This window comes from Virgibacillus phasianinus, assembly GCF_002216775.1.
GTDB classification, from domain to species: Bacteria; Bacillota; Bacilli; order Bacillales; family Amphibacillaceae; genus Virgibacillus_F; species Virgibacillus_F phasianinus.
Map to the genome: position 1 here is coordinate 3,285,066 of NZ_CP022315.1, position 25,087 is coordinate 3,310,152.

Annotated in this window: 21 protein-coding genes and 1 riboswitch; of the genes, 4 read left to right on the forward strand and 17 right to left on the reverse strand. The window is 37.3% G+C overall.

Going from position 1 to position 25,087, the window contains the following annotated elements; all coding sequences use genetic code 11:
- Window positions 1-31 precede the first annotated feature (31 nt).
- Window positions 32-4,234, reverse strand: a complete 4,203-nt coding sequence (locus CFK37_RS15890; RefSeq protein WP_089062788.1) for a S8 family serine peptidase — start codon at window positions 4,232-4,234, stop codon at window positions 32-34.
- 515 nt (window positions 4,235-4,749) lie between these two features.
- On the opposite strand from CFK37_RS15890, the gene CFK37_RS15895 reads away from it, so the two are divergent.
- Window positions 4,750-6,015, forward strand: a complete 1,266-nt coding sequence (locus CFK37_RS15895; RefSeq protein ID WP_157724868.1) for a helix-turn-helix domain-containing protein — start codon at window positions 4,750-4,752, stop codon at window positions 6,013-6,015.
- Window positions 6,016-6,161: 146 nt separating this feature from the next.
- Here CFK37_RS15895 and CFK37_RS15900 read toward each other — a convergent pair whose 3' ends face one another.
- Window positions 6,162-6,425, reverse strand: a complete 264-nt coding sequence (locus tag CFK37_RS15900; RefSeq protein WP_089062790.1) for a hypothetical protein — start codon at window positions 6,423-6,425, stop codon at window positions 6,162-6,164.
- Window positions 6,425-7,012 carry a hypothetical protein gene (locus CFK37_RS15905; protein WP_089062791.1) on the reverse strand — a complete coding sequence of 196 codons (588 nt, stop codon included), beginning with the start codon at window positions 7,010-7,012 and terminating at the stop codon, window positions 6,425-6,427. The genes CFK37_RS15900 and CFK37_RS15905 overlap by 1 nt, the downstream gene beginning before the upstream one ends.
- 391 nt (window positions 7,013-7,403) lie before the next feature.
- Between CFK37_RS15905 and CFK37_RS15910 the strand changes: the two genes are divergently transcribed.
- Window positions 7,404-8,660, forward strand: a complete 1,257-nt coding sequence (locus CFK37_RS15910; protein WP_089062792.1) for an NCS2 family permease — start codon at window positions 7,404-7,406, stop codon at window positions 8,658-8,660.
- Between the two features lie 78 nt (window positions 8,661-8,738).
- Here the strand turns inward: CFK37_RS15910 and CFK37_RS15915 are convergent, their stop codons facing one another.
- Complete coding sequence (locus CFK37_RS15915) at window positions 8,739-9,209, reverse strand: acyl-CoA thioesterase (RefSeq protein ID WP_089062793.1); 471 nt, start codon at window positions 9,207-9,209, stop codon at window positions 8,739-8,741.
- 123 nt (window positions 9,210-9,332) lie between these two features.
- A riboswitch (cobalamin riboswitch) is annotated at window positions 9,333-9,518 on the reverse strand.
- Between the two features lie 130 nt (window positions 9,519-9,648).
- Window positions 9,649-10,509, reverse strand: coding sequence for a DUF421 domain-containing protein (locus tag CFK37_RS15920; RefSeq protein ID WP_089062794.1), 861 nt, complete (start codon window positions 10,507-10,509; stop codon window positions 9,649-9,651).
- A gap of 85 nt (window positions 10,510-10,594) precedes the next feature.
- On the opposite strand from CFK37_RS15920, the gene CFK37_RS15925 reads away from it, so the two are divergent.
- Entirely contained in the window at window positions 10,595-10,939 is a 345-nt protein-coding gene (locus CFK37_RS15925; RefSeq protein WP_157724870.1) for a DUF4363 family protein, read from the forward strand.
- 56 nt (window positions 10,940-10,995) lie between these two features.
- Here the strand turns inward: CFK37_RS15925 and CFK37_RS15930 are convergent, their stop codons facing one another.
- Window positions 10,996-12,654, reverse strand: a complete 1,659-nt coding sequence (locus CFK37_RS15930) for a DAK2 domain-containing protein (RefSeq protein WP_089062796.1) — start codon at window positions 12,652-12,654, stop codon at window positions 10,996-10,998.
- Between the two features lie 37 nt (window positions 12,655-12,691).
- Complete coding sequence (locus CFK37_RS15935; RefSeq protein ID WP_089062797.1) at window positions 12,692-13,054, reverse strand: Asp23/Gls24 family envelope stress response protein; 363 nt, start codon at window positions 13,052-13,054, stop codon at window positions 12,692-12,694.
- 248 nt (window positions 13,055-13,302) lie between these two features.
- On the opposite strand from CFK37_RS15935, the gene rpmB reads away from it, so the two are divergent.
- Window positions 13,303-13,491 carry a 50S ribosomal protein L28 gene (rpmB, locus tag CFK37_RS15940; protein WP_089062798.1) on the forward strand — a complete coding sequence of 63 codons (189 nt, stop codon included), beginning with the start codon at window positions 13,303-13,305 and terminating at the stop codon, window positions 13,489-13,491.
- Between the two features lie 133 nt (window positions 13,492-13,624).
- Here the strand turns inward: rpmB and spoVM are convergent, their stop codons facing one another.
- The 10 genes from spoVM to coaBC form a co-directional block, all read right to left on the reverse strand.
- Entirely contained in the window at window positions 13,625-13,726 is a 102-nt protein-coding gene (spoVM, locus tag CFK37_RS15945) for a stage V sporulation protein SpoVM (protein ID WP_342746713.1), read from the reverse strand.
- 35 nt (window positions 13,727-13,761) lie between these two features.
- Complete coding sequence (locus tag CFK37_RS15950) at window positions 13,762-14,409, reverse strand: thiamine diphosphokinase (protein WP_089062800.1); 648 nt, start codon at window positions 14,407-14,409, stop codon at window positions 13,762-13,764.
- A gap of 4 nt (window positions 14,410-14,413) precedes the next feature.
- A complete protein-coding gene (gene rpe, locus CFK37_RS15955) occupies window positions 14,414-15,076 on the reverse strand; it encodes a ribulose-phosphate 3-epimerase (protein ID WP_089062801.1) in 663 nt (220 codons plus the stop codon).
- Between the two features lie 2 nt (window positions 15,077-15,078).
- Window positions 15,079-15,960: a ribosome small subunit-dependent GTPase A gene (rsgA, locus tag CFK37_RS15960; RefSeq protein WP_089062802.1), complete on the reverse strand. Its 882-nt coding sequence runs from the start codon at window positions 15,958-15,960 to the stop codon at window positions 15,079-15,081.
- Entirely contained in the window at window positions 15,961-18,057 is a 2,097-nt protein-coding gene (gene pknB, locus CFK37_RS15965) for a Stk1 family PASTA domain-containing Ser/Thr kinase (protein ID WP_089062803.1), read from the reverse strand.
- On the reverse strand, window positions 18,051-18,812 hold the full coding sequence (locus tag CFK37_RS15970) for a Stp1/IreP family PP2C-type Ser/Thr phosphatase (RefSeq protein ID WP_089062804.1): 762 nt from the start codon (window positions 18,810-18,812) through the stop codon (window positions 18,051-18,053). The genes pknB and CFK37_RS15970 overlap by 7 nt, the downstream gene beginning before the upstream one ends.
- Window positions 18,813-18,926: 114 nt before the next feature.
- A complete protein-coding gene (gene rsmB / locus CFK37_RS15975) occupies window positions 18,927-20,270 on the reverse strand; it encodes a 16S rRNA (cytosine(967)-C(5))-methyltransferase RsmB (protein WP_089062805.1) in 1,344 nt (447 codons plus the stop codon).
- The gene (gene fmt / locus CFK37_RS15980) at window positions 20,263-21,213 is read right to left on the reverse strand and encodes a methionyl-tRNA formyltransferase (protein WP_089062806.1); all 951 of its coding nucleotides are present in this window, start codon (window positions 21,211-21,213) and stop codon (window positions 20,263-20,265) included. The genes rsmB and fmt overlap by 8 nt, the downstream gene beginning before the upstream one ends.
- A gap of 53 nt (window positions 21,214-21,266) precedes the next feature.
- The gene (gene priA / locus CFK37_RS15985; protein ID WP_089062807.1) at window positions 21,267-23,675 is read right to left on the reverse strand and encodes a primosomal protein N'; all 2,409 of its coding nucleotides are present in this window, start codon (window positions 23,673-23,675) and stop codon (window positions 21,267-21,269) included.
- Entirely contained in the window at window positions 23,672-24,889 is a 1,218-nt protein-coding gene (gene coaBC, locus CFK37_RS15990) for a bifunctional phosphopantothenoylcysteine decarboxylase/phosphopantothenate--cysteine ligase CoaBC (RefSeq protein WP_089062808.1), read from the reverse strand. Before coaBC ends, priA begins: the two co-directional genes overlap by 4 nt.
- Window positions 24,890-25,087: the final 198 nt, after the last annotated feature.

A 25,087-nucleotide genomic window follows, 5' to 3' on the forward strand; every position in this document is an offset into this window, starting at 1 on the left:
CGCTAATACCCCTTTCATTATCCTTAGTGGATTAATTCCTTGGTTCTAGGCCTAGGGATTTCAAGAAATCATCTAGTCCTTTTCTACCTAGCTTTTCTTTCGGTTTTACATTGTCCCGAGCATTTGGACCAATTCTTAAGAAGTTCTTCTCAATAAAACGAATATCCATTTCATCAACAATTCCGTCTTGGTTAATGTCCGCTTTTTTGTTTTTCTTATCATAATGGGCAACGACACGCATCACATCAAGAATGTCAATGACATTGTCACCATTGATGTCACCAGCATAATTAACCTCAAGATTCTCGGTCAGATTTTGACCAACAAGTTCGCCATTTAAATTTTCAGCAACTTTTAATGTTAAAACACTATCTAGATGACCAGGGAATTCAGCAATAATCTTATATGGTTCTTCAGACACCGGTAATCCGCTGAACGTATAATACGCACGATCGTCAATGGAACCTTCATATTTTTTACCATTCGGACCAATAGCATATATGTTTGCACCCATGCCTGCGTAGTCCAAGCGCGGTAACCAGCCTTGATCATTTAGCAAAGCTTCTGGATACATATATCCTTGCACTGTTGAATGTTTTGATATAAAGGCGAAAGTATCATAGGCAAGAACTGGAATCGTAGTATGTTCTGTCTCTCCAATTTTTTGATAGGTCAAGTTTTTAACATCCAGTTTGTCATTTTGCATATAATAGTTATCGTCGACTACTTTAAACGTGACATCCAAGAAATTAACATCACCGTCAATGCCTTTGAAACCATTGCCTGAAAGTGTTGCTCCTATTTTGACCGTTCTTTGAAAGTTATCTTCGAAGATTGGCTCTTCAATATTCACATTTAAATCTTTTTTCTCGATCATTTGCTGCATTTCATCGTTTACCTTGACATCAGTGAACTTATAGACCGAGTCATCATAATCAATATCGAACTTGCCTGACATAAAGTCCTTGACATTGTTCAGCGTCAAAGTCATCGTGATGGTTTCACCTAGTCTCACCTCATCTTTCGTGTAGATAGGCTCTCCATATGACTCACCTTTTTTGATGAATAAAAAGGTTTCCTGTTTACCTGCATTTGTTGCTAGATCAACAGGCATAAGTCCTAAATTGACCGGACCATTCTTCAGTTCTTCCGGTAGTAATCCGAATTTCATTTCTCCTTCACTATTAACAGGAAGTACACCTGGAAATGGTGAATTTTGATAATAGGCAACGAGATTTCCTGATTGATCATAATTCAAACCTTTTGAATTTAATACATCAATTGCTGAGTCATATACATTTGTGTGCACCCAAAGGGCATGATAACCGTCTTCATCGGTGTACATGGACGGATCCACTTCATGAATACCTGGTTTCAAATCATTAAATGTTATTTCGGCTGGAGTATTATCAACAAGAACAACGTTATCTTTCGTATACGTTTTCCCCTGATCATCGTGAGCAATCATTTCAAACGTGTAATCACCTTCAGGTAACTTTACATATTCGTCTGAAATGGGGTCAGAAGGATCATCTGTAAATGGGTATACGATCCCTTGAAACCCTTGGTATATCATTAGTTCTCTACCCGGCACAATTCCACTTGCATCCATTGTTCCAACCAACCCAATAGCTTCACCAGTTTCGCCATCTTTTACGATAACATCAATCGTTTCCATTGGACTTTTCAACTTAAAAAACACTGGTATGAATGGTCTTAAAAATGAATGGTAGCTCCATTCATTAGGAACTGCCGGTCTTGCTAATTCTACATAATCAATTCCTTTATCCGTTACGCGGATAGCAAATGGAATCTGGTAGTTTTCATTCCCATCATTTTTATTCGTGATATGAATATACCCTTCATATATACCAAACTCAGCTTTTGCTGGAACATAAATCGTCGGCTCAATTTCTTTCGATTGTTCTGACGAAACTGTTACAGAATTTGGTACATCCAATTCAACACCATTCTCGCCGGCATTTTGGCTATTCTCATTATTTTGCAAGAATTCAACTGCAATATTAAATGTTTTATCCTCTGGATGATTGTTTTCAATTACGACTTTCCTGCTGTCTTCAATCGCTTCATTTTTCTTAGAAAAAAAGTGATTTCCAAATCCGATAGAACCGGTTTCCTCTTTGATTTCAACGACTTGGTCACGTTCTATATTCTTCGTTTTATCGATAACTTTAATTGATACATCTGAATGGACTGCGTTATATGCGTTAATGCGCCCGGCTCCTACTTCATAGACCGAATAGTTCTCCTGTAAATCCTCTGTCGTATTCATTAATGCGGATTTCACATCAAAAGGAGTATAGTCCGGATGCTGTTGTAAAATTAAAGCTGCCGTACCTGCAACATGTGGCGATGCCATCGATGTACCTGAGATACGTGCATACGCGGTATCATAATTGATACCCGCTTGTGGATCATTGATATACTCCGGATAAGTGGAGAATATCGCTACACCTGGGGCAACTACATCTGGTTTGATATCATAGTTTTGAGCAGCAGGGCCTCTTGAACTAAAGTCAGCCAGGTGGTCTCCCTCAGTTTTTGTGTTACTTAATGTTCCAAATGTGAACGTTGTTTCTTCAGTAAGTGATGATTTCAAACGTTCTCCATTTTCTTTTGACATTCTAAATGAAGGGATAAACGTTGTACTGTTCCCTAGAAAAAATGGTATTTGACCTTCTTCATTGTTATACACAATGACCGCTTTCGCTCCAGCCTTTTTTGCATTTTGAATTTTTTCATTAAAAGTAATTTCTCCGCGCTGGATGAAAGCGATTTTCCCTTTCAGGTCTTTTCCTTCAAAATCAGTGCTTTTACCAAGCCCTGCATAAACAATAGGGTAAGATTGATTTTGAAAGTCTGTTAGTTTGTCAGAGAAGTTTTTCCCTAACAGCTTGACATCCGTAAATGAAAGATCTTCCGAATTAGCAGTGAACGTAGGAATCGTAACTGAAACATCACTTGCGCCAACTGAAATCGGCAGTGCTGCTGACCCAGGGGATCCCAAAGTTTTTTCTCCTGGTCCGGCATTCCCTGCTGCTACGACAGTCACCACACCTGAAAGCATTGCATTATTCACAGCTACAGATGTTGGGGACAGAGGATCATTTACAGCAGTTCCTAGAGATAGATTGATCACATCCATTTCATCTTTAACTGCTTTATCAATGCCGGCAAGAATAGCATTTGTTGTACCCATACCATAGGGTCCAAGTACTTTATAACTATACAAGTCTACCTGGGGCGCTACACCTTTCACAGCATAGTCAACTGGATTATCTTGTCGCCCTGCTATCGTACCTGATACATGTGTACCATGCGAGGTATAGTAACTTGATCCAGTAACAGGATGGGTTTCCGGCTGGTCAGTTGCTTTCCATTCCTGATAAGTTGTTTCCATTGGATTCGCATCGTTATTGACAAAATCCCACCCTTTAACATTCTCTGGATCCACCGCACTTGGGTCCTCATCCTCTTGTTTACGATATCCAGCGTAGGCCTCCTGTAAATCAGGATGGTTGTAATCAATTCCCGTATCAATTACCCCAACACTAATTCCTTCTCCTTTAATGCCTTCTTCATGAAGCTTGTCCACCCCAATTTGCGGGATGCTATCCGCCATTTTTGGTTCTATCTTCTTTACCTTTGGAAGATCAATCCTTACTTCATTGTCCTTCCAGATCCGTTCAACCACATCGATCTGCAATAAATCCTTAACGGCAATCCCCGGCAAAGTAATTGCTACCCCATTAAAGGCATGGCGATATTCTCTTGTAATTTGGACATCCTCTTTACTAACTTTTGCTTTTTCTGTTTTACTATTTTTTTTGAAGTTAAGGTTTTTAAGTTCCTCTTTAAATGTTTGATGTGCCTTTTCAACCTTTTCTTTTGCTCCAGCAAGGGAAACTTTTTTGCGTTCCATTGCTTTTTTTGCTAGTTCAACTTTTGCTGGATCCTGTTTAAATTCAATAATAACCTGAACAGGATCCGGGCTAGTAAGGTTGATATCAGGATGAATCGTAAACCCTGGCTCCGCCTCCAGTTTTTTTAAGGATTGGCGCTCGGCATCTGTAAGATTGCTCAATACTTCTTCGGCATTCTTTATACCACTAGGTTGTTTTGCTGCTGACGACTTCATTGGCAGCATTGCACTAAATAATAAAACTAGTGATAAAACAATCGACATAATTTTTGTCCAGCTTGTTTTGTTCATTTTCTCCCTACTTTCTGTTTGATTCTACTTATTCAACATTTCTCTCTCTAATGATGCCAACGAATAATAATCTATCACCTCTACTTTCCTTTGTTCCATCAATATCGCCAACCTAATAGCTTAGTAGAAAGCAGCGCTAAATATTTGCGCAACTTGAATTAATAATAATGTTACACCACAGTCTCCGTCCTTACTATTGGGGTTATTCAAATAATACTAAATATTATAATAGTTATTTAGTACTATCATTAAAATATTCCATTCAATGGGCTTATAATATCGCTAATTTCTTTCCACATTCGGTGATAAATAAATTGACGACCAAAGTCACAATTGATAAGAATAAAGGGCACCTAAAAAGTTATCGAGGATTGTTACTGTGTATTTCTAAAACGTAGATTAATAAGCGGCTACAAGTAACGTTTATTTGTATTGGGGTAATTTCATAGTATAATCGAACTAAACAATTTTCCATCTACTAAACTAAAAAATTATCAATGTCAATGAGGTGTATTATGATCGAAGGAAGAATTATTAAATATTATCGTCAAAAATCTGGGATATCGCAGGAAAAGTTGGGACAAGGGATATGCTCCGTAACGCATTTAAGTAAAATCGAACGTGGCATAACAGAATATTCCAGTGAAATCATATCACTATTGTCTGTTCGTCTAGGCATCAATATGAAAACTGAAATTAAGCGTTATCAACAAACAAAAGTACTTTTAGAAAAATGGTTCGATGCTTTAGTCATGCAAAAAAAGGAAGAAATTTTCCGATTAAAAGAAGAAATTGAAAATGAAGATTTAATTAACCTACCTGAAAACCTTAATTTATATAAACTCTTGCTTGCCCGGTGTTACTTATTTACTAATAACGTTAAAGAGGCATATAGTATCATAACCTATATCGAAAAACGACAATTAGCAATGTTATCCCCTGAAGAAAAAAATTTATTGAAACACGTATTCGGCATTTATTATTTTTTAACAGGACAATTTAAAGCGTGCATCACGACTATGGAAAATATTGATAATGGGCAATATCATAACGATGAATATTATTATCACCTAGCGTTAGCCCATCATTCGGTGCATTCGAATATTCAAGCATATTACTTTGCATCAAAAGCACTTGAATATTTCCAAAAAACATTAAATATTTTGCGAATCATTGATACGGAAATGGTTATGTTAATACAACTAAATGCTAGGGAACATCACGACTATAAAATCACACTTGAAAAGTACCGAAAGCTGATCCAACTATGTGATACATGTAATGATCAACAAAGAAGGTTAAAATTATTTCACAACCTAGGATTTGAAAATATGCGAAGAGGATATTATCAAGAGGCCTCACGCTTATTCAATAAAGCAATGAGTTTTATAAATGAAGATGATCAACAATATTTAACCACATTAGATGTATATATCAATTCTTGTTTTAAAGGTCAGTTATTATCCGATGAAAAATTACTAGATCTTATCCAACATGGATTAAGACTTGCAATTGACAAAAAAGATGAAAGGTATATCCTGTTTCAACTACATATTTTCTCCATTCGACAGCAAGAAGACAATTATTATCATTATTTAGAAGAAACAGTGATTCCACATTTTCGTGAAACAGGTTATTACATGATGGTTGAACATTATGAAAAAAAACTTTTTTATTATTTGGTTAACCGTAAAAAAACATCAAAGGCATTGGACCTTTCCAAGTCCATTGTTTCCTCAAAAAAGAGTTTTTACGATGTTGACATTAATGTAAATACATGATGATTATAAAGGCGAGGTCGCATTTTTATAAAGTTATCCTTTAAATGAAATAAAAATTAGTGGAATTGCTAAACGGTTAAAGAAGAAAGTTGTTTCTATTGCAGTTACCTGCAAATTATAACAGTAATTCATTTTTTTCTAAAAGCCTATCCCCCATCCTTAACCTTAATTCCACCTTCAATTTTTACCTTTTCAAAAATTAATGGGTTTTCTATATCAGACTTTTGCTCAATTACCAGGTATTTTTTTTCAATTTCATTTGTAGTTAAATCAATTGGGGCAGTAATAAATTTATCACCAATGTTATCTATAACAACAAAATCTTCTTTGGAATTATTTTTAAATACCAAAAACTCATCAGTATTTTTTGCATTAAAATAACCATATAAAGCTGATACATGATTAGACATTAAAAAAAAATCACTAAAACAATTATTTTGAAGGAAAGAATGTTGTTCCATCTAAATAAGATTTTTTCTTTGTTAAATCCAGTTTCCTCCAACTCTTCAATCCTTGCCCCTAATTTATTTTTGTACCCTTTTATTTCCCAATAGCGAAATATAGGACATACGAAAATATAAAATAATATTAGTGACACCAATAACAAATATAATATCCAATATTTAGTAAAACCTATAAAAAAAAGTGTGGCTAGAAATAGGGGAAGTATTGCCCTATTAAACATTAACCAAACTGGGTTATGGCTTACTGGGAATTGTTTAAACATTAGCTCCAAATTATTATAGGCTCCGAAAGCAAAGAATGCACCACTTCCTACAACTGAAATTGAAAGAATGACATTAGATATCGTCAATTGACTAAGAAACACTTCTTCTACACCAAAATAAGAGAGAAATCCTTTTTGATAAGAATAGGCGACAAAATATCCTAAAGTAGTTAAGATACCAACTAACAGTCCTCTGTCAAACCAATTAGAAGAGCTATTGTTTTGTTGGTTATTCTTGCAATAAGTTTCCTTGTAAACAGGCCTTCTCATTTCTTCCCCCCTCTTAACCTTAACGTACTGTCAAAAGTTTCTTAGAAAACTCGGAATTCGCCAAGCCTTTGGGCGAACTCCTTAGTTGCCTTATGAAAAAAGAAATAGGGATATACTTTCTTTCCTGCCAAAAAAGGTAACGAATAATTCCCCCATTCAATATGTTCCTATAATGGTATTATCCAAATTATACCATAATTCTAATAAAAGTGAATGACCGACCCTAATAGAAACCTTGGCGTAAAGAATTTTAGTTTTGTCATTTGACTTCCCCAGCCCATCCATCTATAATTTTATCTTGTGGATTATATTTAGTTGTAATCGGGTGGGAGAGGGATAGAAGGAAATATGAGGAGATTACGTGCCTTATAGAAATAGCAATCCGAACAAAATGCCAACAAAAGGTAAATGGCGAATGGAAATCATTGCTGGGCTAATTGGTTATCTTACCACAGTATATATCGTAGCTGTGAATGGGTCTATCCTAAGCGAGACTGGAATTTCCATTGAAAGCGGTATGATCGCTACGATTCTAGCAGGCTTTCTTGGAACACTATTAATGGGATTATATGCTAAACTTCCATTAATCCTAATCCCAGGAATGGGTATTAACGTATTATTTGCTTATTCAATCGTAGAAGGGGCAGGACTTAGCTTTCAAGAAGGATTAGCGGTTGTAATCATTGCATCTATACTATTTCTAATTACTGCATTTAGTCGTTTAGGATTAATTTTAAAAGAAGCAATACCGAATTCGTTAAAACATGCAATTACAGTTGGCTTAGGCTTTTTCCTAATTTTAATTGGTTTAGAAAAAAGTGGGCTGGTTATAAATGGAGATCATACAATCATAGCAATTGGAGATTTCACTTCACCAACGGTAATTGTAAGTTTATTAACATTATTTCTGGCAATATTTTTATTCATTAAAAATGTACCAGCGAACTTTTTGGTGACGATGATTTGCGGAACATTTATTGCCTACTTATTTGGCACTCTCGATACGGAAGCTGTTACAGTAAATGTTCATGTAAAGGAATTAGTATTTTTTCCTTCTTTTTCAGCAATTGGGGATCTTTCTTTCTGGCTGGCAATATTTCCACTGGCGATGATCCTCATCTTTGAAAATATGGGTTTATTACATGGTCAGTTACACATGTTGAAAAAGGATGATAAATATACAAAAGCTTATCAAGTAACGGCATTTTCTTCCCTTGCATGCGCATTCCTAGGAACATCACCAACAGTTTCGGCAGCAGAAAATGCGGCAATTATTGCATCTAAGGGGAAAACAGGGAAAACAGCCATGGTGGCAAGTCTATTATTTATCGCCACTATTTTTATTATTCCGTGGATATCCCTTATTCCAAATACAGCTATCAGTCCTATACTGATTATTGTTGGGGTGCTTATGGCTCAAAACATCCGTCACATTTCACTTGACGATTTGTCGGAGGCATTACCAGCATTTCTCGTCGCCGTCATGATTCCATTTACTTATAGTATTGCAGATGGAATGGCGTTTGGATTCATTGCGTATCCGATTGTAAAAGTTGCACTGGGCAAACAAAAGGAACTTTCCTTTTCCTTAATGGTCATATCATCATTATTCCTGTTTGACTTTTTCATGAAAATGATTGGCTATTAAAAAACAGCGAGCTTGTCATCAAGCTTGCTGTTTTAATTTCCCATGAGAAAAGTTACCATTTAAGACAGGCTCAAACCACTATCGTAGAGAAGCACGTCTTTTTCTATTATCCCTTCTTGCAGGTGCTGTTGCAAACATTTGTTTTTCTTCATCAGTTTGTGGTGAAACTTTTGGAACTGGAATAGGTTTGCCCTCATTATTAACAGCAACCATTGTTAGAAATGATTCCGTTGTTAATGTTTCTTTATTCTTAATTAAATCATGCGCCGTTACTTTCACATAGACTTCCATCGAACTAGTTCCTGTATAAGTTACATACGCTTCCAATGTTAAAGAGTCTCCTACTTTAGCGGAAGAAAGAAAATCCACAGAATCAATTGAGGCGGTAACAACTGCACTACTAGCATGCTTCATAGCTGTCAATGCAGCAATTTCATCAATATATGCCAATACTTTTCCACCAAAAATAGAATCTAAATGATTGGTATCCGGCGGGAGCACCAATCGTGTCTGAACTGTTTTTGAACTTGGAAGAACTAAATTCTCCATAACATCACTCCTCAACAATAAAAAATCACCTCCTGTTCGCAGAAGATGATAGTGATTACATAAATAAACATTCATTAGAGCATGAATTTATATGACGTAACAACCTCCTATCACCCGTAGGAAAATATGTACTTCCTTATGGCAGGTCTCCTGGCTCCTGAGTCATCAAATCCTTTTCACCTTCCCATTTCTGATTGAAATAGTGGTTATTAAAAGAATTCTCCTCATTACAGTGGCGGGACCGCGTTGGATTTTCACCAACTTCCCTTTTCAACTTCTAACAAAGTCACCATAAGGCTAAATATACAATTTGATTCATTATACCATGAAATTTGACCAATTTATATCTGCAGCTACGCCACATCCCTCCCATTATTTCAGTAAAAAAATTACCAAAAACCAAACCGCTTTTTAACAGGGCACTGCTTTTCTTATTCCATTATTTCAAGTACGGCAGAATAGATTCGATCGTTGTCTGTAGATTAGCAGCTTGTTGTGAGTACATTTTTTTGGCCTCAGGATTATTTGTTTGCTGAGAAAAACTTTCCAAGTCAGCCTGTACCTTTTTAAGTGAGGCTGCGAGTAACGGCTTTTGTTTCACCTTATGTTGTTGCAAGTTGTCGTTATATAAATCAACAAACACATTTCCATTGGAATCAATTTGCGCTAAAAACACATCCTCATATGTAGAAGCGCCTTGTTTCCCGATTTCTCCAAGTAGCCATTCTTTAGAATAACCAAGTGATGAAAGACTTTTATCCATTAGTTTACCGTCCATGATTACAATGGCTGGGCCATGTTCAGCATTAACTGTCAAGCCTAGTTGCTTAGGTGTTAATGGTTGTTGATCGGACTTTTTCATGACACTTAATTGTCCATTAGTTTCGAGGATGGCCATTTCTACATCAGTTACTTTGAATATATTTTTTTCCCTTAAAAACAACATCAGTTCATCTATTGCTACTTTACTTTTAAATAAGTTCCTTTCTAATACTTTACCGTTTTCGATTAATATTGATGGGGTTCCGTCAGTTATCTTGCGAAACTTTATTGACTTTAGCCCACCGTAAGCTAGCAACACTGGAAAAACGCCTAATATAATTAGCCCAACAATACCATTGGAAATTTTAATGTTTTGGTCAATTGCCAGTGCCGAGGCGATTGATCCAATTGTGATTCCGACACAATAATCAAAGAAAGTAAGTTGGGAAAGCTGTTTTTTACCCATTATTCGTGTCATCACCATTAATAACATAAATGCTATAACCGATCTAATTATAGTCAATAAAAACTCAGGCATATTTCTACCTCCGTCCACTATTTTTATGAAATTCTTTTATATTATTGGACAAGATAAGGGAAAACATGTAGGAGGGCGCATCTTTATGATGAAGTTTACAAAATTGCCTATATTGATTTGTTTGTTAATTAGTTTGTTGGTGTTAGGAGGTTGTAAATCTGAAAATGTGTTTTATGAAAAAATTAATGATATTAACGAGTCGGTTTCCCACTCTAATTGGAAGCAAACGAAGGAAGGCGTAAAAAAGCTCAGCAACATGTATAAAGAAAAGGAATGGAAACTGCAGCTTTTGGGGGATGAGGCAGAATACGAAGGAATAAACGTTGAACTGGAGGTGCTTAAAGAGTCTGCCGATGCCAAAGATAAAACGCAAGTAAAGGTTGCGTTAGGAACAATACGTGGTCATCTTAAGGATATTTTCTCCTTTTAATGATACCAAAAAAGCAAAGAGTTAAAGCTCTTCGCTTTTTTATGTTTTTGATCCCATTATTCAACAGATAAAATATATGAATAAATTGGTTGATTCCCTTTGTGAACCTCAACTTCCATATCTTCATACGATTCCTCAACATGGTTTACAAGTTCTTCTACTTCCTTATCACTTGCATCTTCACCTTGGAGAATTGTTAGAATTTCATCTTCTTCCGTAATCATTTCTTTTAACAACAATTTCACTGTTTCCATCCTAGTTGGATGAGTTGCTGTAATTTTGCCATCTGCAATTCCCATAAAATTCCCATTATCGATAGTAATTCCATCAATCTGTGTATCACGAACTGCATAGGTAACCTGTCCAGTTTTCACCTGTCCACAGGCATCGTGCATGACGGCTCTATTTTCCTCAATATCTGATTCCGGATGGAAAGCCAGCATTGCACTTATTCCCTGTGGGATTGTTTTTGATGGAACTACGACTGCCTTAACCTCTGCAAGATCTGCAGCTTGTTCAGCTGCCATTATGATATTTTTATTATTTGGAAGGATAAGTACATTTTCTGCATTTGCTTCCATGATTGCGTCTGAAAGTTCCTTTGTACTTGGGTTCATTGTTTGTCCGCCTTCAATTACAACTGATGCGCCAAGGCTTTCCAGTAATGATTTAAGACCTTTCCCCATCGCAACCGTGACAATCGCATATGGAACCTTTTCTGTTTTGGTTGCCTGCTTTTGTTGATCCCCGATAATCGCAGTATGCTGTTCACGCATATTTTCAACTTTCATATTAATCAGGCTGCCATAACGCTGACCTAGTGTCATAGCCTTACCAGGATATTCGGCGTGAACATGTACTTTCACAACATCTTCATCTGAAACAACTAACAAGGAATCACCTAACTCATTTAGTTGATTACGAAATGTTTCCTCATCAAATGGATTTTCCTTTGTTTTTTTATCCTCGAATTTAACCATAAATTCCGTGCAGTAACCAAATTCTATTTCACTTGTTTCCATGAAATCCTGTGCAATTTTGTGGTGCTCAGCATTCACCATTTCTTCCATTTCAGACGTTACCCCTTCAGGAAGTTCCTCACCTTTAAGCGCAGCCAGGAATCCCTCGAAAATAGTAACCAGCCCTTGTCCACCTGAATCAACTACACCTACTTCCTTTAAAACAGGTAAAAGATCAGGTGTACGTGTTAACGATGCTTTTGCTTCAAGCAATACTTTTTCCATTAAAGCGATTACATCATTTTCACTTTCCGCTTCTTCAACTGCAACCTTTGCAGAATCCTTTATTACAGTCAATATAGTACCTTCAACCGGTTTCATAACAGCTTTATAGGCAGTAGAAACACCTGTATCGAAAGCCTGGGCTAAATCTTTAGCCGTAAGCATCTTTTTCTTATCCATCCCTTTGGCAAAGCCACGGAATATCTGCGATAATATAACACCAGAATTACCTCGTGCACCCATTAATAAGCCTTTGGAAAATGCCAGGGCAACTTCAGATATATTAGAACTATCCATTTTCTTTACTTCATTCGCTCCTGAAGTCATAGATAAATTCATATTTGTACCTGTATCTCCATCCGGGACCGGGAATACATTTAGAGCGTCAATCTTTTTGGCATTGTTTGTTAAATGGTGAGCACCAGAGCGTACCATTTGCGAAAAAACGATGCCGTCAAGCGTTCGTACTGTCACTATATTTCCTCCTCTTTCACTACAAATAGCCGACGTTTTATTCTTTTTCTACTCGCACACCTTGAATATAAATATTAACTGAGTCGATGGATAGTCCTAATGATTTATGCAATGTATATTTAACTTGTGATTGCACATTATGTGCCACTTCAGATATTTTTGTTCCATAACTAACAATGATATACATATCAATATGAAGGTGGTCGTTTTCCTGACGCACTAACACACCCCGTGCAAAATTTTCTTTACGCAAAATTTCTGAGATTCCATCTTTAATTTGATTTTTAGAAGCCATCCCTACAATTCCGTAACACTCAACAGCTGCACCACCCGCTATTGTTGCAATGACATCATTTGTGATTGTTACTTGGCCATCATTTGTATTAAGTTCAATGGACATTCTTATCCTCCTTTAATACCCATTATTGATAAGGTTATTCTACTATAAACATACATTTTTTAAAAGTACACATACTTTCACACATAAATCCCTTTTACAATGGACGAAAATCTTCATTCTGTCAAGGTATTTATCTTGATACGTGCGATAGATTGGTTCAGGTCGCTTTTTTTCATTGCGTTATTGGTGTTGATGTGATAGATTATATAAGTAGTAAAATGACACATGGATGAGTAGGAGGGATTAACATGGCTAGAAAATGTGTTGTAACTGGACGTAAAACTCACAGTGGAAATCAACGTTCTCACGCTATGAATTCCAGCAAGCGTAATTGGAAAGCTAATGTACAAAAAGTACGTATTATGGTAGACGGCAAACCTAAAAAAGTTTATGTTTCTGCTCGCGCACTTAAGTCAGGTAAAGTAGAGCGCGTATAATATACCTTTAACTTACGACTTAACATTAGTAAATGTTTGGAAAAGCACCCGAATAGTATGGGTGCTTTTTTACTATGATCTTTTAACTTGTCTAAAAAAAATAAGCTTTTGTCAAATGACAAAAGCTAATGAATTATTTATCCTTTTTAAACATACCAATCACTACCCTAACACATCCACCAATAAATCTTGGGAGCTTAATAGTATAAAATTTCATGAGTTCCCCCTCCTCCATTAACAAACAAAGCTAGAATTGGAATCGTTTATTTCCTACCCATCACGACTCTTTATAAGTAATAATATGCCTTTATCAAAAGAAAAAGTACCATTATTTAAAAGAAGCTTGTTTGAAATGCATCTGGTTGAGCCCCACGTTAAATTATAATTCTGTAATGGATAGTAAAATCCCTTTAGTGACAAGCCTGAAACGTGCTGCGAGAAAGGTACAAATGAAATGTTTGGAAATTCTTTTTCACTATTAATGCGATATGAACCTGGAGTAAATAATTCTACACAATTTGATTTATCAATAATTATTCCAGAACATTCTTGCTTTAAAAGTACATATAACGATTGAATATTAACCAAACCGTGATCTAATCTACCACCAGTAACTCCAAAGAAATATATCCTCTCACCTTTAAGTTCAAGAGCCTTATCGATGGCAATTTCCAAATCCGTTTGATCCTTCTCCACATTGAATTTTAAAAAGTATTTTGATTCCTTTTCTATTCTTATTTGTTCCTGTTGATTAATAGAATCAAAATCCCCAAGTGCGTAATCAGGTCTGATTTGATTTGATAATAACGTTAGCGAGCCTCGATCTGCACCGATCCACACATCGACGTTGTCTTGATAATGTTTTAAACTTGGAATTAATTCCTCTGGTCCATTTGCTACGATGCCAATCGTTGTCATAATACTACTCCGGTTGTCGGCTTGCTTCTCTAATAGCTTCTATTGCCTGCTTTCGATCGGATTTATTATAAACAGCACTTCCTGCCACAAGCACATCTGCACCAGCTTCTACACACGTGCTGGCTGTCTCCTTATTTACTCCGCCATCAATTTCTATTTCAAAGCTAAGTCCAAGCTCTCCCCGCCATTTGGCAATTTGTTTTATTTTAGGAACAACACTAGAAATAAATGATTGGCCACCGAATCCTGGATTAACGGTCATTAATAAAACCAAATCAACTTCAGGTAGGATTTCCTTAATCATATATGCTGGTGTAGCTGGATTTATGACGACACCTGCTTTCACATTCTGGCTCTTTATCAGTTGAATGGTTCTATGAAGATGTTTCGTAGCTTCCTGATGTACCGTAATAATGGATGCACCTGCTTCAGCAAATGCCTGAATATAATTGTCCGGGTTCTCAATCATTAAATGGACATCAAGCGGTAAACGTGTAATGGGTTTTATTGCCTGGACAATTAATGGTCCAATAGTTATGTTCGGAACAAAGTTTCCATCCATAACATCAACATGAATATAGTCTGCTCCGCCTTGTTCAACATCTTTAATTTCCTGTCCTAGTTTTGAAAAGTCAGCTGAAAGGATTGAAGGTGCTATTTTGGTCATTTTTAATACCTCGGCTTTCTTGATTGAATTTCCTCGTGAAAGGCTAAATAGTGATTGTAGCGAAACTGTGAAATTTCGCCATGATCAACAGCTTCTTTCACAGCACATTTTGGCTCTTTTCGATGCATACAGCCACGGAATTTACAATTGCTTTTTCGTTCTCTTATTTCCGGAAAGTATTCTCCCAAATCCTCTAAATCAATTTCATTGAATTCCAGTGCACTAAACCCAGGGGTATCCGCAACTAAACCACCGAATAATTGAACTAGCTCAACATGTCGGGTTGTATGCTTTCCACGTCCAAGACTTTTTGAAATATCGTTCGTTTTTATTTGCAATTCTGGTTTAAGCGCATTTAAAAGGGATGACTTTCCAACTCCCGATTGCCCTGCAATAACAGATACACCATCATGAAAATATGCTTCTATTCCTTGAATTTCAAATGGCTCTTTAGATGATACCTGTTCAACCTTGTAGCCGATGTTACGATATGTTTTAGCCAGACCGTCGATTCTTTCCCTTTCCTCCTTAGCTAAAACGTCCATTTTTGAGATAATAACAATCGGTTCAATATCCTTCGATTCGATTAGCACTAAAAACCGATCTAACAGCAACGTGCTGAACGATGGCTCTACCGCAGAACTTATTATAAATGCACGGTCCACATTCGAAATGGGAGGCCGAACTAATTCGTTGCTCCTCGGCTTTATGTCAATCAGATATCCTTCCATGTCATCTCTTTTATCAAATTCAACAAAGTCTCCGACAAGCGGGGTGATTTTCTTATTCCGAAATAAACCTCTTCCCCTGCATTGGTATACACCCTCATCTGCTTGAACATAGTAGAACCCGCTTAATGCCTTAATAATTCTGCCTTCAGTCATTTATTCACCTTCTTCATACGGGACTGTTTTATTTATTACTATATCACCATCGCGCAGTACTTTATACTCGGCAGTTTGATTTGGTGCAATAGTTAATGTAATGGTATATTCCTTATCTTCAGTGATTGTTTCTTCTTTATAAACCTCTGAAATCGAATGATCTACATCTTTTATATAAATTTTTACATTTTGTTCAACAGGATTATCTTGATTTTCTTGTTTATTTTTTTTATCTTTCTTATCCTTTTTAGAATCATCCGGCCCCTTGTTACCCTCATCTGGTGGCAAATCAGGATTGTATGGTACAGTAAATGTCACTGTGTGGGAGACAGGCGGTTTTTCCTCTGGTCCTTTTGAAACATAAACATTTACTGTTTCTCCCTCTTCAAGTTCTGCACCTGATTCGGGTTCCTGTCGTGTTACTTCCCCTTCCGTAGTACTTTCCGAATACTCCTCAATTATGTTCGCAACAAGACCCTGTTCCTCAAGATACCCAACTGCCTCATCCTGTGTCATGCCTTGCAGGTTGTTTAATGTAATTAGTTCAGGCCCACTGCTGATTTCAAAAATTACGGTTGTTTCACTCGGTACTACCTCAGAATCGGGGGATGGCTGGATTTGTGATACAATTTCCCCAGGTGTTGCCTCGGATGTCTTTTCATATGCCTTTACATCAAACCCCTTATCCTCTAAAAGCTTTTTAATCTGACTGTAATCCCTACCCACATAATCATCAAAAGCTACGGTTTCTTTGCCCTCACTGACAACTAGAGTAACTGTTGACTCTTCTTTTACCTCACTATCGGTCGATGGATCGGTACTTATTACATAGCCCTTTTCCACATCATCTGAAAAAGCCTTTTCCCGGTCCGTTTTCAGATTTAATTTTTGTAGTTTGTCTACTGCCTTTTCGTATTCCATCCCTTTAACGTCTGGAATCACCACGTCACCAGGTTGCAGAAGCTTTGGCACAATGAATAATGCTGCAACGCCGGAAGCTAATAATATAAACAAAATAATGGTAATCCATAATACTTTTTTCTTTTTACCATTCTTTTTATTTTTCTTTTTATCTTTTTTCTTCTTCTTTTTCGGCTTTTTCTTTTCAGTTGGTTCCCCGTTATTGTCTCCTGCATAAGACTTGGTCGCACCATTCGTTTGATGAACAATCGTGTTTTGGTTGTTATCATGGATCTGATTATCGGTAATAATCGGTATTGCCTTCGTCTCCTCCCCCACCCCCATGGGCGGAACAAACTTGGCTTCATTTAATTTATCTGGATCTAACGCAGTTGATAGTGCATCTTCCATATCATACACCGTTTCATAACGATTAAAAGGATCCTTGGACGTGGCCTTTAATACAATATTTTCAACACTTTGCGGAACATCCTGATTAAACCTTCTAACAGAAGGAGTATCCGTTTGAAGATGTTTCAATGCAATAGAAACAGGCGATTGTCCGGAAAAAGGCAGTCGGGCTGTCAACAATTCGAATAATACAATTCCAAGCGAATAAATATCTGATTTTTTGGTAGCCATTCCACCACGAGCCTGTTCGGGCGACAAATAATGAACAGAACCGAGGATTGAATTTGTTTGTGTTAATGCGGTAGCACTTAAAGCAACTGCTATACCAAAATCAGTTACCTTTACCTGTCCGTACGAATCTATTAAAATATTTTGGGGTTTGATGTCCCTATGTACAATATTATTTGCATGGGCATGACCAATTGCCGAACTAATTTGTTTCATAATGTCTAAAGCTTCATCGACATTAATCGGTCCATATTTTTGAATATATTCTTTTAATGTCATCCCATCCACATATTCCATGACCATATACAGTATATGGTCCTCTTCACCCACATCAAAAATGTTAACAATGTTCGGGTGGGATAAGCTTGTCGCTGATTGAGCTTCCCGATCAAAACGAGCGATAAATTCATCATCATTCGCATATTCCAGCCTGAGGACCTTTAGCGCTACATCACGTTCTAAAATGATATCTCTTGCTAAATATACATTGGCCATTCCTCCGCCGCCAATTGTATTTTTAATCTTGTAGCGCTCATTTAAAAGGCGACCATTTAACACGAAGGTTCACCTACTCTCGTTTGTAATTCATGATGTACAATCACAAGCGAAATATTATCTTCGCCCCCACGTTCATTTGCTAACATGATTAACCCTTTAGCTTTGGAGTCGAGACTTTCATCATTTTCCAACATTTCTTTTAATTCATTATCCGGAACTTTATTCGATAAACCATCTGAACAAAGTAAAATCATGTTTCCTTGTTCCCAGGAAATGGTTCGAATATCCGGGTAAATAACTTCTTCAGTTCCTAAAGCCTTTAATAATACATTTTTTCTGGGGTGATGTTCGGCGTCTTCATGTGTTATCTGTCCAGATCTAACAAGTTCGTTTACCAACGAATGGTCGTCTGTAACTTGACTGAAACCATCCTCATTGCTCAAATAACATCTACTGTCACCAATATGTGCCACAGTAATAAAGTCTTCTGTGCATATAGTTATTACAATGGTCGTTCCCATTCCTTGGCATTCCTTTTGACTAATGGATTTCTTGTAAATTTCTACGTTTACTTGGTGTATTATTTTTTTTAGCCATGCTTCCGCATCCTCGGGATTGTTTATTTCATGACATTCAGGCCATTCTTTTTCAATGATTGAAGTTGCCATTTGACTTGCTACATCGCCTGCCTGATGCCCTCCCATCCCATCTGCAATCACTGACAGATATTGATTGGCTTGATTTAAAAATAATCCACCGGCATCTTCGTTGTGATTTCTAACACGACCTTTATCGGTTATAAATTGCCCTTTCATTCTTTCACCCCTTTAGAAAAGCATTTTGCCATACTTTCCTATCTTCTAGTAAGAAAATCCGAAACAACTTCCGTTTCTATTATTACATGAATCCTATTAATAGTGGAACTACTATTATTTTTTAATGAATCGGGTAAGAAAAAAACCGTCCGTCTGAAATGTATATGGAAATAATTGTAACCCTTCATCTGAGATACCTTCACTATCTGCAAGAAAATCAGGTAATTCCTCAAAAAACGCCTGATCTACTGTATACTCCGGATGACTAGCCAAGAACCTTGTTACGACCCGATTATTCTCCTCTTTATCAACCGTACACGTTGTATACATTAACCGGCCATTTTGCTTTAATAATGGTGCAACTTCATGGAGAATATCAAATTGAATTTGTGCTAACTTCTTAATATCCGTTGCTTGTTTATTATACTTAATTTCTGGCTTGCCCCGTATGACACCTAGACCTGAACATGGGGCATCAATTAAAATGCGATCAAAGCTTCCTTCTTTATGTACATCCTGTAATTTACGTGCATCGTTTTGCTTTGCGTCAATAATCGTTAAGTCCAGGTTTTTAGCCTTATCCATAATTGACTTTGCTTTTTTCACATGTAAATCATAAGCATAAATTTTCCCTGTATCATTCATTTTTTCAGCAATATGCGTCACTTTTCCACCAGGAGCACTGCATGCATCAAGTACCGTCATATTACTTTTAAGGTCAAGTATTTCACCGACAAGCATGGAACTCTGATCCTGAACAGTAACATATCCCTCTTTAAATAGATCAGTCTTTAAAATATTCCCTTTGGTTATTACTATTCCTTGTGCTGAGAATGCAGATTCCTGAACATCAAAACCTTGTTCTTGCAATCTGCTTATTGCCCCATCTCTGCTAATTTTCATTGGCTGAACACGTACAGAGGTTCCCTTTCGAGTTAGATTAGCCTCACACATTTGCTTTGTTGTTTCTATACCATACATATCAATCCAACGATTCACAAGCCATTCTGGGTGACTGGTTTCAATGGATATCCTTTTTGACATCTCGTGAATGTTGGAAGTTTCTGTTAGCCCCTTGCGCTGAATATTTCGTAATACCCCATTAACTAATGCTGCAATTCCTCTATGGCCTCTTTGCTTAGCGATTTCTACAGCTTCGTGAATAATGGCATGGTCAGGCACTTTATCTAGATAAGCCATTTGATAGACAGACATTCGAAGTAACATTCTAACCCATGGCTTTATTTTTTTACCTGTACTAAGGTATGGTTCAAGATAGTAGTCTAACGTCAGTTTTCGTTGCAAGGTACCATAAACCATTTCCGTCAACAATCCAGCATCACGTTCCGGAATCCGATGTGATTTAATTTCATGATCAATTAGCAGATGACTGAACCCACTGTCGCTGTCGATGCGTAGCAATAAGTCCAGAACCGTCTCTCGCAATATACTAGTCAAGTGTACCACCCAATTTTGTTCCAACTTGTAATCGATCTGGTGAGCCTAGCAGAAAAGCCTTCACCGTCATCCTTTTTTTTCCGGCCACTTGTATTTCTGTCAGTTTCACTGCCTGTTTATTTCCACATACAACTACTAGGGACTCTTTATTTATACTATCTACTATTTCACCAGGAACTCCGTTATATTCATTATTATCCAATTCTGCCGACCAGATTTTCATTGGTTTGCCTTGGTAGAATGTGAAAGCAACTGGCCATGGATAAAGTCCCCGTATTTGGTTGTAGATTTCTTTGTTGCTTCGATTCCAATTTATAATCTCCTGTTCTCGTTTTATGTTGCTTGCAAAGGTAGATTTCTCATGATCCTGCTGAACAGGGATGATTTCATTTCTGAACAGCCTTGGCAATGTATTAAGAAGTAAATCCGCCCCCGTTTTTGCTAGTTTATCGTGCATTGTTCCAACATTATCATTGTCTGTTATTGCAACTTTTTCTTGTGTTAAAATATCTCCTGCATCAAGTTTTTCCACCATATACATAATCGTTATTCCCGTATCTGTTTTACCTTGCAAAATCGCATGGTGGATTGGCGCCCCGCCGCGCAGTTCAGGCAATAAGGAAGCGTGCACATTTATACAACCGAATTCTGGTTTTGTTAATAACGGTTTAGGCAACAGTTGACCATAGGCGGCTGTTACGATTATATCTGGCTGTAAATCTATAATTTCCTGGTAGTTATCTGCCAATTTTTCCGGTTGAAAAACCGGAATGTTATGGTTGATTGCTTCCAACTTAACTGGTGGAGGCGTCATAATTTTTTTTCTTCCTTTAGGACGGTCTGGTTGTGTAACGACTAATGCGATATTATAGCCATCCTCAACAAGAGAGCGTAAAATCGGCACAGAAAAGTCGGGTGTTCCCATAAATACAATTTTTTTCATACTGGTAACCTACTTTCTCTCTAATCTAAAATACCTGGTGATCTATTCGTTAGCTACATCATTTGATATGGTTGCATATCCACCGCTATTAATAAGTCATCCTTTTGTATATCATCATCAAATTGATTTACAATATTTCGTATTATGTTGCGTAAATTGGGTTCATTTTTGTATTTTACCATACACTGGTAACGATACCTATCTTTGATTCGTGCCATAGGTGATGGTGTCGGTCCTAAAATAATGGTATCTTCCTTTACTGAAGCTAATAAAGACTGAACAATTTTTTGGGTTGTTTGTACTACCTTCACCTGATTAGGATGGGAAACAGTGATCAATGCAAGAAAAACGTATGGCGGGTAGTGGAATGTTTTCCGCATTGCCATTTCCTTTAAATAAAAATCAGTGAAATTGTACGTACTTGCAAGCTCGATACTATAATGATCTGGCGTGTATGTTTGTACAATTACCTCTCCAGGTAGTTCATGTCGGCCTGCTCGTCCACTAACCTGGGTTAGCAACTGGAAGGTTTTTTCTGATGAACGAAAGTCGGGTAAATGCAACATAGAATCCGCAGTTAATACACCAACCAACGTTACATTCTCAAAGTCTAACCCCTTGGCAATCATTTGTGTCCCTAATAGTATATCTGCTTCCCCTCTTCCAAATTTATTTAACAGTTTTTCGTGGGCACCTTTTCTTCTTGTTGTATCAACATCCATACGAATAATACTTGCTTCCGGAATTAACTGTGTTAATGCCTCTTCTACCCGTTGTGTACCTGTTCCAAAATAGCGGATCAAATCACTGGAACATTCAGGACATACCGTTGGCATAGGCTCTTCATAAGAACAATAATGGCACTTCAGCCGATTAGAATTTTTATGATAAGTGAGTGCAATATCACAATGAGGACACTCCTTCACGTGGCCACAATCCCGGCACATTACAAATGTTGAATAACCACGTCTGTTTAACATCAGCACTACCTGTTCTTTCTTTTGCAGGCATGCTTCTATCTTTTCTTTTAATTTCCTGGAAAACATGGTTCTGTTACCCTGATGCAGCTCATTTCGCATATCCACAATTTCGACTTCCGGCATATCCTTTTCATTTGTCCGCTTACTTAATGTCGCCAATTTGTAAACATCTTTATTGGCCCTGGCGTAACTTTCAAGTGTCGGAGTGGCACTTCCTAAGATTACTGGACATTGATGATTTTTGCCTCTTTCAATCGCTACATCTCGTGCATGGTATCTTGGTTGATCCTCCTGCTTGTAACTTGTTTCATGTTCCTCGTCAATAATAATAATCCCAAGATTTTCGAATGGAGCAAATATCGCCGATCTTGCCCCAACTACCACCTTAACCTCTTTCCGGTAAATCTTACGCCATTCATCATATTTTTCCCCGCTGGATAATGCACTGTGCATAACAGCTACATCGCTGCCAAATCTGCCTTTAAACCGATGAACCATTTGTGGCGTAAGCGATATTTCTGGAACAAGTACAATCGCTTCTTTCCCCTCTTTAATCACATCTTCAATAGCCTGAAGATAAATTTCCGTTTTTCCGCTGCCTGTAACACCATGCAGTAAAAATACATCATGGATCTTTTCAGCAATTGCTTGCTTAATTGGTATAATAGCCTGCTCCTGCTGGATAGTTAACGGTAATGATGCAGTACGCTGAATCGCGTTATCATTATATGGATTTCGGTACACTTCTAATTTATTAGAGGTCAATAGACCCTTCTGCAATAATGTTTTAACAGTGGATGCACTTGTATTTACTTTAGACATCAATTGTTTCTTTTTAATTGCTTCAGGGTTTTGAATAAAATAAGTCAGTAATTCCCGCTGTTTTTTTGCTTGCTTTGGCATATCGAGATAGGCTTCTTCGAGCAAATGATTAGCAATTGCCGGCTTAATCATCGTTTCAGTTTTTTTTGTGATTCTGGATTTCACCAAATAATCTACTTGAATATCTCCACGATGAATCGCTTTTAAAAGCTGATGATATGGAATCATAGATTGTGTAAATTCTTCATACGTAACAACATCACGTCCAGCGAAGAGTGACTCCAAATCGGGTGTCAGTTCCCCATCAGTCAGTCGTACGAGTTCCTTTTTATATTGTGATTTTAAAGCCTGAGGTAGCATTACCTGATAAGCTGTAATATACAGGCTTATTGTCTCCTCCGCTAGCCATTGGCCTAATTTCAGTAGTTCATCAGTGAGGACTGGGGTTAAATCAAGTACATCCGTGATAGACTTTAACTTAGCAAATGATGATTCCGGCACAATTTGCAAAACGAAACCCATAACTTTTCGGGGACCAAAAGGCACCGTTACTCTCATTCCCGGGGTAATTACATGTTCTAATTTACTTGGAATTGAATAATCAAAGGTTTGATTAATTTGTTTTGCTGGAACATCCACGATTACCTTAGCTACACTCACAATTTTTCATCCTTCATATCACGGTCAATTTTGGCAAAAACTTGAAATGCCATATCTCTTTTTGAGGTCAATGAAATTTCTTCCGGCTGACCAGATGTATTTACATACGTTGCTATATTTGTGTCAGCACCAAAACCAGCGCCATGTGCTGAAACATTATTAATAATAATTGCGTTCAGTTTTTTCTTTGCCAGCTTTTTCAGACCATATTCTAATGGATTGGCAGTTTCAGCAGCAAATCCAACTAAGAACTGCTGGTCTTTTTCTTCTCCCAATGTCTGCAAAATATCCTGTGTTCTTTCCATTTCAACATTCCATTCTCCTGGCTGTTTTTTCATTTTTTCAACATATGTGTGTTTGGGGCGATAATCGGCAACAGCAGCCGCTTTTATAACGATATCGTTGAACGAAAAATGATTATGCATCGCTTGATACATTTCCTCTGCGGTAATGACGTCAATTCGCTTTATTGAGGAAAGGGTGGTCTCAAGACTTACTGGACCCGCAACCAACGTCACATCAGCCCCTAATTCGGCTGCAGCTTCCGCCAGTGCAAAGCCCATTTTCCCTGTCGAACGGTTTGTAAAGAAACGTACAGGATCAATCTTTTCCTGAGTTGGTCCAGCGGAAATCAGCACCTTTTTCCCGTCAAGGTTGCCCTTTATCCCAGTTTGTTCTTGATGAAGACTAACTGTTTCAATAATAGATTCCGGCTCTTCCAGTCGTCCCTTACCAACATAGCCACACGCCAAAAATCCTGCACCGGGTTCAATAAAATGATAATTCCATTCCTCTAGTTGCTTCATATTTTTAATTACTGCGGGATTGCCGTACATATGAACATTCATTGCCGGGGCTATATAAACATCTGCTTGGGTAGCTAATAATGTTGTCGATAACATATCGTCCGCTATACCATTTGCCAGCTTTCCTATTGTATTGGCAGTTGCAGGGGCGACAATAGCAATTTCAGCCCAGTCCGCTACATCAATGTGTGCTATTTTCTGGGGATTCTTTTCATCGAAGGTATCTGTATATACAGGATTTCTTGATAAAGCCTGAAATGTTAGTGGAGAAACAAATTTTTGGGCATTTTGCGTCATCATTACACGAACGCTGGCTCCCGCCTGAGTTAGCTTACTAGTTAATGCACAGGCTTTGTATGCAGCAATGCCCCCAGAGACGCCTAATAGAACATTTTTATTTTCAATCATTTCTCAAGCCCCTTTTATTACTATTTCTTCTCTCATTTATACCATATATTAGGCATATTGCTAAATATTAAATAATCTTGGCTTACCGCCAAGAACTAATGGCGAAATCCTTAGATTTTTTTATACTTAAGTCCTTTAAATCTTAATATCTTAATACTTTCCTTAGGTGAAATAATCAAAACCCCTCGCGGTCTGGCG